The sequence below is a fragment of the Flavobacterium sp. SOK18b genome, assembly GCF_014156605.1.
Taxonomy (GTDB): domain Bacteria; phylum Bacteroidota; class Bacteroidia; order Flavobacteriales; family Flavobacteriaceae; genus Flavobacterium; species Flavobacterium tiangeerense.
Map to the genome: position 1 here is coordinate 1 of NZ_QKNZ01000027.1, position 14863 is coordinate 14863.

Sequence of the window (14863 nt, forward strand, 5' to 3'; positions counted from 1 at the left end):
ATACACAATATATTATGAAATGCAAGTTGTAAAAACTTGCATTTTTTTTTGCTTAAATACTGTTTATCAATGTGTTAATTCTTAAATTTATAATCTGTAATTACTAAAGTGTGAATCTTGAAACATTCACTAAAAGTAATGTAACAACTAAACTGTGTTAATTAATGACCTTTGTAATATATAAATCAATAAAACAAATAAACAATGAAAAAGTCTAAAAAATTAATTTTCGCATCAATCACATTAGGATTATTATCTTTCACAGGAATCCAGGCACAAGATAAAACTCCGGCTTTTGGTTTTAAAGGAGGTCTTAACTTTTCAAACTTATACACAGATACTGTTGATGACAATAATGTATTAACAGGTTTTAATGCAGGTTTATATGCTAAATTCCCAATTACAAACAGTATCGCAATTCAACCTGAAATTAGCTACACTACAAAAGGATCTGAATTAGTATATAACAGTTTTGGAGTAAACGGAACAGCAAAATTCAATATTAATTATATAGAAGTACCTATTTTACTTGTTGCAAATTTAACTGATAATTTCAATGTACAAGTAGGTCCTTATTTAGCATACATGGTTAGCGGTAAAACAACTAATGATTCTAATCTTGGTTCATCAGTTCGTACATTAAATACTGATGATTTCAATAAATTTGACGCTGGTATTTCAGGAGGTTTAGGTTTTGATTTAGATGCAGTAAATTTTGGAGTGCGCTACAATTACGGATTAACTAAGATTGGTAAGGATGATAGTTTTACATCTTCTGATGCTAAAAACAGTGTATTTAGCGCATACGTAGGTCTTAGACTAAACTAATAATTAACATAAAACATATTTATCATGAGCAATCTTCTTTACACAATAGCAGTTATTTTGGTGATTTTTTGGGCAATCGGTTTTTTTGCTTATAGTGTTGGATCCATCATTCACATTCTTCTTGTTCTAGCGGTAATAGCTATTCTATTCAGATTAATTTCTGGTAGAAAAATATAATATTCAATACTAATTCTAATCATTAAAACTATAAAATATGAGTAATCTTCTATATACAATAGCAGTCATTTTGGTAATTTTTTGGGCAATCGGATTCTTTGCTTTTAGCGTAGGTTCAATAATTCATGTCTTATTGGTAATTGCTGTAATAGCAATATTATTTAGACTCATTTCAGGTAGAAACGTATAAATTAATAATTATAACTTTAAAAATTTGCATTATGAAATCAGATAAAATAATATTAGGAGTTTTAGGCGGAGTAGCTGTAGGAGCATTATTAGGAGTTTTGTTTGCACCAGATAAAGGTGATAACACAAGAAAAAAAATTGCTGATAAAAGCAATGATTATGCTGACGAATTGAAATACAAATTGGACAACATTTTGGGTACTATTACTCAAAAATATGAAAAAATTTGGGCAGAAGGTGAGAAACTTGTTGCTGAGGGCAAATCTAAAATGAATGAAGTTAAACATGATGGCGAAGATCTTTTAGCTCAAGGTAAAGCATCTTTTAACGAAGTAAAAAAGGATATTAATTCAATATAATTTGTATTACTTCTTTAAAAAATTAATTTTGATATAAATTTCAGGAAAATGGAAAACAATGCATCATCAATAGAAATGCTTTTTGAAAGAGCAGAGAATTATACTAAAACTTCAATAGAGTTAGCTAAACTTAATGCGATTGACAAAACTGCTGACGTGGTTTCATCACTAATCTCTAGAATGGCAATTTCTGTTGTTTTTGCGATGTTTGTTTTTCTTTCAAACATTGGTCTCTCTCTTTGGGTAGGTGAGCTTGTAGGACAACTATACTTTGGTTTTTTTATTGTTGGTGCCTTCTATTTAGCACTAGCACTTTTACTATACTACTTTAAAGACAAATGGATAAAAATGCCTATTAGTAATTTTATAATTGTCAAAATGCTTAAAAATAGTTAATATGAAAAAGAGTACTGAATCAGAGATGCTAAAAGAAGCTATTCAATTATTAAAGGAAAAACAAGCTTTTGAACTTGTACAACTTAAAGACCAATATCATGTAACTTATGAGAGTTTACAACCTGTAAACCTAATAAAAAATGCTTTTGGACAGTTAACAAAAACTTCCGAGTTTAAAGGTAATATTCTTAACAGTGTTATTGGTATTGCATCAGGATACTTATCAAAAAAAGTATTATTAGGTTCTTCCCATAATCCAATCACAAAGGTTCTCGGTACTATTTTACAATTTGCAATAACTAACTTTGTAAGTAAAAAAGCTGAGACTTTTACTCAAGACAAGCAATCTTGATAGAAACTTTTTATAAAGATTTAAAAATTAATTAGAGGATAGCCCAAAAAGCTATCCTCTTTTTTATTGCATCAAATTGTCCAATAGGTTTTCAATTTGTATTTATAACACAAATACCCATCTATAATAACAAATACAATAGCTTTTCTAAATTCAAAACCAACACGGAAACCGTACATACAATCACAACATTCTATACTGCCTTAGCTCATTTCGATGCTTCAAAAATGTGTAAATATAAGTTAATCTTACTACTTCATTATTTAATTGTATAACTCTTTAAGCCAATAACATAACAACCTTTGCTATGTAGAATACTTAATCCTTAAAAATTAAAAAAATGAAAACTAAAAATTTACTATTACTCTTTGCAATACTGTTTATTGCATTAATTTCTAGTTGTGATGAAGACGATTTTGTAGAAACAGTAGGTGTTTGTCCAGTTGTAGAATCTACCGTTCCTAATAATTTAGCGCTAAGCGTACCTTTTAATCAAATTATCTCAGTCACTTTCAATGAAGAGATAAATGCTTCAACTATCAACTCCTCTACTTTAATTATTTCAAAAGCAGATGGCACGGTAGTTTCTGGTACAATCACGTACAGCGGAAGAACAGCAAGGTTTACTCCTACTAACCCTCTAAGTCCTAATACCACCTATACTGGTAGGATTACAACTGGAGTAAAAGATGTAATGGGTAATGCTCTTCAAACAGATTATTTGTGGACATTTTCTACTGGAATGATTATTGTTCCTGTTGTAAATACTACTGATCCTACAAACAATCAAATTAACGTTGCTCTTAATAAAACAATAACTGCAACTTTTAGTGTTCCAATGGATCCTTTGACAATAAATAATTCAACATTTACAGTTAAACAAGGTACTAACACAATTGCAGGTGCAATTACTTATTCTGGATCAACCGTTTCTTTTGTACCTACAAATCCTTTAACCGTTAATTCTGTTTATACCGTTACTATAACATCAGGTGCTAAAAGTTCACAAGGAACACCACTAGCTGCTGATTACGTATGGAATTTTACAACTGTTCCTGTTCCAACAGTTACATCTACTGATCCATTTAATAACGCTATAGGAGTTGATTTAAACAAAACACTTACTGCAAACTTTAGCATTGCTATGGATCCGCTAACTATTAATACAACCACTTTTACTTTAAGACAAGGGACTACAGTAATTCCAGGCGTTGTACTGTATACTGGTGGTACTACTGCTTCATTTAATCCAGTAAATGCTCTTAATCCTGGACTTGTTTATACAGCAACAATAACAACTGGTGCTAAAAGTTCAGCCGGTATTCCATTAGCTAGTAACTATGTATGGAATTTCACAACCTCAAATGTTGTAGTAACACCTCCTGTTATAACAAGTGGTTTATTCTTTGGAGTTTTTGGAGGGAATGCAGGAATAACAAATCAAGGATTATTAACTGTAATCAACGGTGCTATCGGTACAACTGCTGCTGCAACCTTAGTAACAGGTTTTACTGATGGAACAAGTGGTGATGTATATATCGTAACTCCATTAAATAATGGAATTGTAACTGATGGTATATTTACAGATGCACCAGCGCCTGGAAATGCTACAAAAGCAGCAACAGCATTAGCTGGATTAAATGCAGCGAGAGATCTCTACAACAGTATTTCACCTGCTTCTATGCCTGGAGGTGTTGCTAATCCTGGTGCTGGTGAATTAGGAGGATTAACATTAGCTCCTGGTATTTACACCGCTTCAAGCTCTTTTAGTATAACCAACGGAAATCTTACCTTAAATGCAAATGGAGATCCGAATGCAAAATGGTATTTTCAAGCACCATCCTCTTTAACAGTAGGTGATTCAATGCCAAGTAGTGTAACGTTCTTAAACGGCGTAGGTAATCCTAATAATGTGTATTGGTATGTAGGAACTGCAGCAGTTATTAATTACGCTGGTGGTGGAGTTATGGTAGGAAATATTATAGCCAACTCTGGTGTGACTTTGTCATCTCCTGCTAATAGTACAAATCCGTTTTTAACAGTTTTAAATGGTAGAGCAATTTCACTTGTAGCTTCAGTTACTATGGTTAATACAACTATTAACGTACCGAATAACTAAGCCTTTAACGATACATAATTTAGAATCAAACTAATATATCTCAAAAAGGATAGATGCATTAAAAATTAATTAAAAAAATATATCATGTACAATATTAATAATTTAAAAAAGGGACCAAGTAATTCTTGGTCTCCTACTAACCTCTCAATTAAAAGACTTTTAGTAGTCTCTTTGACATGGTTAGGTGCTCAAACAACTGTTCAAGCACAAGAAGTTCAATCTATTAAATATACTACTCCTTCTTGGTACTTCGGTGTTGCTGGTGGCGCCAATTTCAATTTTTACGAAGGTTCTACTAATCAGTTAAATGCAAGCTTTACTCCTCCTGCTACTTTTCATGAAGGAAATGGCACAGGGCTTTTTATTGCACCACTTTTAGAATATCGTCCTGCTACTTCAAGATGGGGAGTTATGTTGCAAGCCGGGTTTGATAGCCGTAAAGGTTCTTTTGACCAAGTCCTTACTGCATGTGACTGTCCTGCTGATTTAAAAACTGATCTTAGTTACATTACTGTAGAACCTAGCGTACGTTTTGCACCGTTTAAATCTAATTTTTACCTTTATGGAGGTCCAAGATTGGTATTCAATCTAGACAAATCATTCACCTATCAATTAGGAATTAATCCAGCTTTCCCTGATCAAGCTCCTTCTGCTGCTGTAACGGGTGAATTTAGTGAGATTGAGAAAACTATTCTGTCCGTGCAAATTGGTGCTGGATTTGATATTCCTCTTTCATCTGAGAGCAACAAAACACAATTTGTATTATCCCCTTTTGTTTCTTTCCAACCTTATTTTGGTCAAAATCCACGTGCAACAGAAACTTGGAATATAACTACCATTAGAGCTGGTGTTGCGCTTAAATTTGGACAAGGAAAAGAGATTCAAGAAGCAACAGATTTATTTAAAGATCCTGAAGTACAGTTTTCCGTAAATTCTCCAATCAATGTTCCTGGAGAAAGAAGAATGACTGAAATTTTCCCCCTTAGAAACTATGTTTTCTTTAATGAAGGGTCTACACAAATTCCAAATCGTTATGTTGTACTAACGAAAAATCAAGTGAAAGACTTCAAAGAAGACCAATTAGAAACTTTTGCACCAAAAAATTTGTCAGATCGTTCAAAACGACAAATGACGGTTTATTACAACGTGCTGAACATACTGGGCGATCGTATGCAAAAAAATCCTTCATCAACAATCAAGTTAGTTGGTTCATCAAATAATGACAATACAGATGGTCTAGCAATGGCTGAATCTGTTAAAACGTATTTGGTAAATGTATTTTCAATAGATGCCTCTAGAATTACTACTAAAGGTCAAAGTAAACCAAATATCCCATCAGAACAACCTGGAGGAACATTAGAATTAGTGTTACTTCGTGAAGGAGATCGTAGAGTTTCTATTGAAAGTAATTCCCCTGATTTATTGATGGAATTTCAAAGTGGTCCTGATGCACCATTAAAACCAGTACAGATTATTGCATCGCAAGAAGCACCAGTTGATAGTTATGTTACTATTAATAATAAAGGAGCTGGTGAAGCATTATCTTCTTGGTCCTTACAAATAACTGATGAACAAGGAAAAACACAGCCTTTTGGGCCTTATACTCAAGATGAGGTAAGCATACCAGGAAAAATGATTCTAGGTACACGTCCCGAAGGTGATTATAAAGTAAAAATGATTGGTCAAACTAAAAGTGGTAAAATTGTAGAGAAAGAAACTCCCGTTCACATGGTTCTGTGGACTCCTGCAAAAATGGAAGAAGGTACCAGATACAGCATCATCTATGAATTTAACACATCTAAAGCGATATCAATCTATGATAAATATCTTACTGAAATAGTTACACGTAAAATTCCTATTGGTGCAACAGTAATTATCAAAGGTCATACAGATTTTATTGGTGAGGTGGCTTACAATCAAGAATTGTCTTTAGCTCGCGCCAATGATGTAAAAACCATACTTCAAAATAGCTTGAGTAAAGCTGGTAGAAGCGATGTGAAATTTGACGTTTCTGGTTATGGTGAAAACGAAAATAATGCACCTTTTGACAATAAAACTCCCGAAGAACGTTTTTACAATCGTACAGTAATAATTGATATCATTCCAGCTCTCAAATAAAACTAAGTAATACAGAATACCATTTATTAATTCCAAAAAGAGGATAGAAACTTAACAGTCTGTCCTCTTTTTTTTACATAAAAATTTATTTTTATAAAATGAAATTACAAATATCAATCCTGAATGGCGCTTTGTATATTGAATTAAGCAATTCAAATTATACATTAAAAGTATTTCATTTTTCTATATTCCTATTTTAACAACTAAAGTATAACATAAAATTATTATTTTTACTATTAAATTTTTGTAGCTATGACACCAAACGAAAAAACCATAATTAAGTTTTATACTGCTTTTGCTAATGCCGATGCCTCAACAATGTGTGAATGCTATCATTCTAAAATTGAATTTCGCGATCCAGTTTTTGGTTTATTAAAAGAAAATGATGTTTGCCAAATGTGGAAAATGCTTTTAGAACGAAGCAACGGAAATTTAAAAGTGATTTTTTCTGATTGCAAAGCAAATGAGTTCACTGGATCAGCACACTGGCAAGCTACCTATTTATTTAGCAAAACAAATAGAACTGTAATCAACAAAATTATTGCCCAATTTCAATTTAAAGACGGTCTAATTATAAAGCATACAGATGATTTTGACCTCTATAAATGGTCTAAGCAAGCCTTTGGTATTACAGGATTTTTATTGGGATGGACCGGATTTTTTCAGGGAAAAATTCAGAATCAAGCTCAAGAATCACTTCGAAAGTATATTTCTAAAAATACAAAATAGTGACATTTACTTTTTAATTATTACAACAATTTTGAAAAGTCAAAGTCCCAATCAGTTGTAGGTTTATACCATAAATGACCATTTGCAACATCAAGCGGACAATCAAAATTATTAGTGTACAAAGCTCCAGTTCCTAATCCTTGTGGCATGGCATTATTTTTCTCAAATGTCCATTGTGCTATGGCGTTTAATCCGATATTACTCTCTAGTGCAGAGGTAATCCACCATCCTATTTGGTGCTTCTCAGCCAGGTCAATCCACTCTTGCGTGCCTTTGAAACCGCCTATAAAACTTGGTTTTAAAATAATGTATTGTGGTTTTATTTGAAGTAATAATTGCTCTTTATCCTCTTTCAAAAAAACTCCTATCAACTCTTCATCTAGCGCTATGGGAAATGGAGTTTTCTCACACAGCTCTGCCATATTTTCACTTTGATTTTTTTGAATTGGCTGTTCAATACTATGTATCTTAAATTCATTAAGTTGTAGTAACTTATCTAAAGCGTTTTCTACCGCAAATGCACCATTAGCATCAACCCGAATTTCTATTTGCTCTGGCGAAAAATGATCTCTTATAAACTTAAGTAATTGTAGTTCTGCATCAAAATCTATAGCACCTATTTTAAGTTTAATACACTTAAAACCATCAGACAGCTTTTCTTCTATTTGCTTTTTCATGAACTGCTCCTCACCCATCCATACCAGTCCATTTATTACAATTGCTTCTTGGCCAGCAGTAAATTTAGATGGAAATAACACAAAAGGATGTTCGCTCTCTAGAGATTGAAAAGCCATTTCTACACCAAACTGAATAGAAGGAAATTCTAATAAAGCTTCCCATAGTTTTTCCTTTCCTAAGTGAATGTTTTCGCAGGTCCACTTTAATTTTTCTTCATAATCAGGTCGGTCATCTATACTTAAACCACGTAAAATACCACACTCACCAATTCCTTTTTTACCGTCTTGTTCTAATACTATAAACCAAGTTTCTTTATCGTTCATTACACCTCGAGAAGTGCCTGATGGGCGTTTAAAATTAAGAATGTATTTGTAATAGGTTGCTTTCAAAATATATTTTTTTGGTATAAATGAAGATCTTGATTGATTTAATCTACTATTTTTAAAACTCTTTCAAAATCTTTAGAAACGATTCCAGCTTTTTTAAAGGCTTCAAAATCTTGTTTAATTTTTTGTGTCCAACTCAAACTATCCGTTACATTTTGAGTTTGATATTGTTTATAGATATTTTTTGCCAAGGAAAAATTATCATTAAGCAAATACGCATGCGCCAAATTAAGTTGAATTAACAATTCTGTTTCATCCTTTTTTTGCCCTTCTTTTAAAAATTTCAATGCTTTTGCATACTGTTTTGTTACCAGATAACTGTATCCTAGATTGTTATAATCCAGCGCAGTAGCTTTTCCATCATTGATAATGGTAGTCAGTTTTTGTATGGCTTCACCATGTTTGCCTTGATTTGCTAATGCAGCAGCTTGTTTTCTTAAGTCTTCATAAACAGCAGTCGAAAGGTTGCTTTCGCCAAAACAACTATTACCAAAATCTTTATACGCTTTTGCACGCTCTACAGCTAATAATTTTTGAAACTCGGAAAAGGTATATTTAGTTTGAATTTTATCCAATATACAAACACAAAAATCATCAGAATTACTCATTTTTTGAGCCAAGTTTGATGTTTTACATTGATCTATAATAGACTTTCTGTTTTCAATTGTCCAGCCACGACTTAACTTTTTATTAACCCAGGGAACAACTTCAAGTATTATTTTCTGGTTCATAATCCAGTTTTTACTTTCAAAACCAAACCACAAGTTTCCCTTGTTGCTTTGCATACAAGACGATTTATCTATTGAAAGACGTTTTGCATCTTTACTCACCGGTTTATCTTGTACTAAACAAGCGTTATTTGTTTTTCCGTTTTCTTTGTATTGTTTTGCTAAATCAGCACTTGTAAATATGGCATACTTACAGGTATCGTCTCCTGAAATTTTAGACAAAATAAAAACTGCTCCGGCTGACCCTTGACTAATGCCTGTGGGATCTGGAATAGATTTTAATACTGATACCAAACTTCCAGCCAATTGCTGATTTTTATCCAAAAGGGTAATTCTAAAAACTACCTCAGTGGTTCCCTCAGGAAAATCTTGGGTTTTAATAACAATTCTATCTCGTGCTGATACCGTAATTTCTTCTGATGTAGCTCTGGTTTTATCCCAGTAACCATCTTGCTGTGCAAAAATAGTGTGGAAAGAAAGCAAGAATAGAACAAAAACAAATAGCTTTTTATATCGCATGGTAAAATAAAATAATGGATAACATGACATTCTAGAACGTGTTTAGGAGTACGTTTAGTACTTATGAATGGTATTTTCCTAGCCCTGATAGCAGTGAAAATCCTTTTACAAAGCCGTTAAGCCAATCAAGGCTTACTGCTTTGTAAAAGATTGTAACGAATAGCAGGAAATAGCTCCTAAAAAAAATTACAAATCAATAGAGTTCCCAATTTCTAGCAACATTAAATCTTTTCCTTTGTTAAAAAACTTACGAATGGACTCTTCTTTATTGATTTCGATATACCCGAAAGTGTCAAAATGGTATCCTAAAATTTTATCACATTCCACAAAATCCGATGCAATAATAGCGTCCTCAACATCCATGGTGAAGTTATCACCTATTGGTAAAATGGCTAAATCAAGTTTTGTGCGCGATGGAATTAGTTTCATATCCATGGTAAGTGCCGTATCACCTGCAATATAAATATTTTTGTGCTCGCCTTCTATGACAAAACCTCCTGGATTACCGCCGTAAGAACCGTCTGGAAAAGAGCTGGAGTGAATTGCATTTACGTATTTTACTTTTCCAAAATCAAATTTCCAACTTCCACCGTGGTTCATAGGGTGCGATTGAAAACCTTTTGCACCATAATATCCTGCAATTTCAGCATTGGATACAATTACAGCATTTGTTCTTGAAGCTATGGCTTCTACATCAAGAATATGATCTCCGTGTGCGTGAGTTAATAAAATATAATCTACCGCTAGAGTGTCAATGTTGATGTGGGCTGCTAAAGGATTTGCCGATATAAATGGATCAACAAGTATGTGTTTGCCACCAACTTCTATTCCTAATGATGCGTGACCGTAAAATGTTATTTTCATTGTTATTGTTTTAAAAGTTTAGTTCTTAAATTATCTTCCGCCGAGAAATAAATTTACAAATAAATCCTGAATGAATGAAACCATACATATTGATAATAGTATGGCTAATGCAAAGGTGCTTAAGGCTAATTTTTTAAGTTCAGGGTCAAGATCTTTGTGATTTTTATTGTTATAAACCGTTTTCAAATGTTTTAATAATGGAATAAATGCTATGATAAACAAATACTGGTCTGCCCTATACTGACTGATTACAGCAAAAATTACAACAAGCAACATGGCTGTTATAATTAAAAAATAGTGGTATTTTTTGGCATTTTCTCCGCCTATTTTAACCACTATTGTATTTTTATTTGATTTTCTGTCTGAGGCTTCATCGCGCATGTTGTTTAAATTTAACACGCCAGTACTTAATAATCCTATTGCAATGGCCGGTAAAAACAAATTGAAATCCAATTGTTTAGTATACAAAAAATGAACGCCTAAGGTGCTCACTAATCCAAAGAAAACGAATACAAATACATCTCCAAAACCATGGTAGCCATAAGCGGATTTTCCTACTGTGTAACGTATGGCCGAAATAATGGCCGCTACCCCTAGCATTAAAAAAAATAGGGAGTAGAAAATATTTGTATCTGAAAAGGATACATAAATCAATAAAATAGCTGCAATCAATGTGGCTATTGAAGTAATAATAATTGCCTTTTTCATGGCCTGTGGTGTAATTACTCCGCTTTGTATAGCACGTTTAGGCCCTATTCTATCGTCATTATCGGTTCCTTTAACGCCATCACCATAATCGTTAGCAAAATTAGACAGCACTTGCAATCCTAAAGTAGTTAAAAGCGCTAAACCAAAAATGGCCCAACTAAAAACTTCGGTAGGTGTTAAAATGTTCTCGGTAGGATTTGCAAGAGCATACATACTTCCTACGATTATTCCAGATACTGATAATGGCAGTGTGCGTAAACGCGCGGCCTCAATCCAATGTTTCATATTTTTTTTATTTTATTCCTAATTCATTTGAATTAGGATTTTTCTTTTACATCCAGTTGCTATCGGATTTTTCCATTCGATACAACCACAAATTTACTTTACTTTTTAATATTGTAAAATTACACATCTGGAACGAAATTGATCCTCCAGCAGTGTGCAAAATAACAGAACCAAGATCTAATTTTTTATGCCAAAAATATTGCGATGTGGAAATGGCTTGTATTTTATGAGGTTCAATAATTGCCGTGCTGATATCCCAACCACCACTTTGTTTGATGATAAAATTATCATGAATGAACAATCTATTATTTTTAAATTTGAAATACTGTAGTAAACCTATAAAAATTACATAAATAGGAACTAAATATACAAAGTCAAATGCAGCGGGTTCTAACCAAGCTCCAATGACATAGAACAACAGAACAGGAACAAGGATATACAACAATAACGCTACAGCTAACACTCTAAAATTAGGTTTCAAGGATAAACCTTTTTCAGGTATTTGATCATACAATAATTGTAAAACCGAACTGCTCTCTAAATCACTGCATCCTGGAATTTCAATGATAGATTTTCTATCTTCGGCAGTACCGCTAGTAGCTTGTCTTATTCTTAATTCTAATATACCGAGCTTTTTTTGGAAAAAATTTCTTTTAATGGTTGTAATTTGGACTTTTTCAGGCTTAAGAATGGTACTTTTAGAATTGAATAATCCATAAGACAATAACATAGAATTTTTTTGACGTGCAATTGTATACCCATAATATTGAATAATTACCCGTGCAATATTCAGCACCAATACACCTGCTAATACAAATACAAAACCTACTACAAGAGATTGAGAAGCTAAACCTTTATCAACATAAGAATTAACTTGTTCTTGATACACGGAATCACTCTCACTGAATTTTCTAAAATTTTCATAAATAGTGCTTCCAAAAATGATAATTAATCCTATTGTTTTACCGTAGTTTGAGGTAATTCCTAACTTTAACAAACTCAGCAACCCTATGGTTACAAAAGGCGCCTCAGTTGCTTCTGCTTCTTTATCAGCAAGGTTTAGATTTGTATCTAAATCTTGACTTGTTTTTAAAGCCGATTGCTCAAGCAAACGCGATTTTAATTCTAACGCCACTTCATGAGAAATAGCTTTAATATGACCCTCTTTTTTTGCACTTCCTGCAGTATCAACATGCAATTCATACACACCAATTAGTTTTTGAATAAAAGACTGATTGATGTTTACTTGTTGAATTTTATCCAGCTGTATGACAGTTTTGGTTTTGTTTAAAATTCCATCAGAAATAATAAATTCATCTTTTTCAGCATCTAAAAAAAAGGTGAAACCGCGGTATTTCAAATACGATATAACGCCTATCAAAAGTAAAAACAACACAATACCCGTAACCAGGTACAAAATATTTAACTCCTTGAATTTAAAAGCATATACTACAATTAGCGGCCAAAAAGCGCGAGCATTTTTTTGTAAAGTATAAAAAAACAACACTAAGACTCCCACTGGAGATTGTCTTTGCGGCGCACTAAAACTTACATCCATTACAGTTGTTTTTGAATTTTAACCATCAATAACTGTTTGATATTTTCGGCTTGTTCCTTTTCAATTCCGGGTATTTGAATGTCACTAGAACTTCCGCCAGCTGTAAATATTTCTATTTCGGCTAAGCCAAAAAAACCAGGTATAAATCCTTCATGTAAGGCTACATGTTGCACTCTATTATAAGGAATTATGATTGTATTGGTAGCCAAAACTCCATATCGATACAAAACATCATGTTCTCTAAATGCAAAACCTTTTTTTCTAAAACTAAGCAGCGCAAATAAAACGATAAATAGAATTACAAATGGAGATATTAAACCTAATAAAAATGATATTCTACCTGAAAAACCATCTGGTTCAAAGTACAAATAAATAAAAGGAGCTGCAATTAGTGCAATAATCAAAATAGCAACCTTGATTGCCACCACAAAAAGATATTTGGGATGCAATTTTGTAAAAATTACTTCCTCGTATTTTGGGAGTAAATCGGCATCAATTATTTCGTTTGAAAAGTTTTGCATTTTTTTATTTTCTTTCAGGTTTAAAGTGTAACGTTTCAGGTTTTCGTCTTGAAAACCTAAAACTTAAAACTTTTTATGGCAACCATTTTTTTTCGAAATTTGGCTTTCTTTTCTCTAAGAATGCATTTCTACCTTCTTTTGCCTCTTCGGTCATGTACGCTAATCGAGTAGCTTCACCAGCAAATACTTGTTGACCCACCATACCATCATCAGTCAAGTTCATAGCAAATTTTAGCATTTTAATAGCCATTGGTGATTTTTGCAAAATTTCTTGTGCCCATTCGAAAGCTGTAGCTTCCAATTGATCATGAGGCACCACAGCATTTACCATACCCATATCCATAGCTTCTTGCGCCGAATAATTACGGCCAAGGAAGAAAATTTCTCTAGCTTTTTTTTGACCTACCATTTTAGCTAAATAAGCTGATCCATAACCTCCATCAAAACTAGTTACATCAGCATCAGTTTGTTTAAAAATAGCGTGCTCTTTACTAGCAAGTGTCATATCGCACACTACATGTAAACTGTGTCCACCACCTACTGCCCATCCTGGCACTACAGCAATAACGACCTTTGGCATAAAACGAATTAATCGTTGTACTTCTAAAATATTCAAACGATGTTGCCCGTCATCACCCACATAACCTTGATGACCACGTGCGTTTTGATCGCCACCACTGCAAAAAGAGTACACGCCATCTTTAGAAGATGGTCCTTCAGCTGACAACAAAACTACACCTATTGAGGTATCTTCTTGGGCGTCATAAAAAGCATTGTACAATTCGGCAGTAGTTTTTGGTCGAAAAGCATTGCGTACATCAGGTCTGTTAAACGCAATTCTAGCGACTCCATTACATTTCTTATATGTGATATCTTCGTACTCTTTGGCAGTAATCCAATCCATGGTAATTGTTTTAAATTATTTCAGTGTAAAAATAAATCATTTTTTACATTATATCTAGTCTATTTTGAATAAGCTTATGGTAATCCTTCTCTGATGAAAGGAATTAAAATGTTAAAAATCAGAAAAAAAATGATATTCTTGATGATTATTAGCGTACTATTTTTTAACTTTATAATAAGTTAATCATCTTTATTACAAGATATAAAGGTGAATTTCTTATCATACTTCACTGAGTCATTAACCTAAAAAAAGAATGTATTGTTTACCATTAAAAATGTTACCGCTCTTTTTTCTAAGGAAATTATTCGCTTTATTTTTTCAGAATTCCAGAGCAAAGAATCTATGAACAAGTCATTAAAATTAGTCGAAATAAAAATAAAGTAGCACCTGAGGTTTAAACGAAGTATTATTTTTCTTGTTGATGCTGTGCAAAACGGTACTAAAA

Annotated in this window: 16 protein-coding genes; 9 read left to right on the forward strand and 7 right to left on the reverse strand. The window is 32.8% G+C overall.

Annotated elements, in window-relative coordinates:
- The first annotated feature begins 204 nt into the window (after positions 1–204).
- The 9 genes from DNC80_RS05800 to DNC80_RS05840 all read left to right on the forward strand — a co-directional run bounded on the left by DNC80_RS05800 (position 205) and on the right by DNC80_RS05840 (position 7267).
- Positions 205–828: a porin family protein gene (locus DNC80_RS05800; protein WP_182650016.1), complete on the forward strand. Its 624-nt coding sequence runs from the start codon at positions 205–207 to the stop codon at positions 826–828.
- A 24-nt stretch (positions 829–852) separates the two neighbouring features.
- Positions 853–1005 (forward strand): lmo0937 family membrane protein, encoded by a 153-nt coding sequence (locus DNC80_RS05805; protein ID WP_140344716.1) that lies wholly within the window; start codon positions 853–855, stop codon positions 1003–1005.
- Positions 1006–1042: 37 nt separating this feature from the next.
- A complete protein-coding gene (locus tag DNC80_RS05810) occupies positions 1043–1195 on the forward strand; it encodes a lmo0937 family membrane protein (protein WP_144890608.1) in 153 nt (50 codons plus the stop codon).
- 31 nt (positions 1196–1226) lie between these two features.
- Complete coding sequence (locus DNC80_RS05815; RefSeq protein WP_182650018.1) at positions 1227–1553, forward strand: YtxH domain-containing protein; 327 nt, start codon at positions 1227–1229, stop codon at positions 1551–1553.
- A 48-nt stretch (positions 1554–1601) separates the two neighbouring features.
- Entirely contained in the window at positions 1602–1949 is a 348-nt protein-coding gene (locus DNC80_RS05820; protein WP_182650020.1) for a hypothetical protein, read from the forward strand.
- Position 1950: 1 nt separating this feature from the next.
- Complete coding sequence (locus tag DNC80_RS05825) at positions 1951–2301, forward strand: hypothetical protein (protein WP_182650022.1); 351 nt, start codon at positions 1951–1953, stop codon at positions 2299–2301.
- Positions 2302–2641: 340 nt separating this feature from the next.
- A complete protein-coding gene (locus tag DNC80_RS05830) occupies positions 2642–4420 on the forward strand; it encodes an Ig-like domain-containing protein (RefSeq protein WP_182650023.1) in 1779 nt (592 codons plus the stop codon).
- An 84-nt stretch (positions 4421–4504) separates the two neighbouring features.
- The gene (locus tag DNC80_RS05835; protein ID WP_182650025.1) at positions 4505–6538 is read left to right on the forward strand and encodes an OmpA family protein; all 2034 of its coding nucleotides are present in this window, start codon (positions 4505–4507) and stop codon (positions 6536–6538) included.
- A 252-nt stretch (positions 6539–6790) separates the two neighbouring features.
- Positions 6791–7267, forward strand: a complete 477-nt coding sequence (locus DNC80_RS05840) for a nuclear transport factor 2 family protein (RefSeq protein ID WP_182650027.1) — start codon at positions 6791–6793, stop codon at positions 7265–7267.
- A gap of 20 nt (positions 7268–7287) precedes the next feature.
- Here the strand turns inward: DNC80_RS05840 and DNC80_RS05845 are convergent, their stop codons facing one another.
- The 7 genes from DNC80_RS05845 to DNC80_RS05875 all read right to left on the reverse strand — a co-directional run bounded on the left by DNC80_RS05845 (position 7288) and on the right by DNC80_RS05875 (position 14418).
- On the reverse strand, positions 7288–8334 hold the full coding sequence (locus DNC80_RS05845; RefSeq protein WP_182650029.1) for an o-succinylbenzoate synthase: 1047 nt from the start codon (positions 8332–8334) through the stop codon (positions 7288–7290).
- A 38-nt stretch (positions 8335–8372) separates the two neighbouring features.
- The gene (locus DNC80_RS05850; protein WP_255493176.1) at positions 8373–9608 is read right to left on the reverse strand and encodes a tetratricopeptide repeat protein; all 1236 of its coding nucleotides are present in this window, start codon (positions 9606–9608) and stop codon (positions 8373–8375) included.
- Positions 9609–9764: 156 nt separating this feature from the next.
- Entirely contained in the window at positions 9765–10442 is a 678-nt protein-coding gene (locus tag DNC80_RS05855; protein WP_182650031.1) for a metal-dependent hydrolase, read from the reverse strand.
- Between the two features lie 30 nt (positions 10443–10472).
- Positions 10473–11435, reverse strand: coding sequence for a 1,4-dihydroxy-2-naphthoate octaprenyltransferase (gene menA / locus DNC80_RS05860; RefSeq protein WP_182650033.1), 963 nt, complete (start codon positions 11433–11435; stop codon positions 10473–10475).
- A gap of 46 nt (positions 11436–11481) precedes the next feature.
- Positions 11482–12993, reverse strand: a complete 1512-nt coding sequence (locus DNC80_RS05865; RefSeq protein WP_182650035.1) for a PH domain-containing protein — start codon at positions 12991–12993, stop codon at positions 11482–11484.
- The gene (locus DNC80_RS05870; RefSeq protein ID WP_182650037.1) at positions 12993–13514 is read right to left on the reverse strand and encodes a PH domain-containing protein; all 522 of its coding nucleotides are present in this window, start codon (positions 13512–13514) and stop codon (positions 12993–12995) included. Before DNC80_RS05870 ends, DNC80_RS05865 begins: the two co-directional genes overlap by 1 nt.
- Before the next feature lie 73 nt (positions 13515–13587).
- Positions 13588–14418, reverse strand: a complete 831-nt coding sequence (locus DNC80_RS05875) for a 1,4-dihydroxy-2-naphthoyl-CoA synthase (protein WP_182650039.1) — start codon at positions 14416–14418, stop codon at positions 13588–13590.
- Positions 14419–14863: the final 445 nt, after the last annotated feature.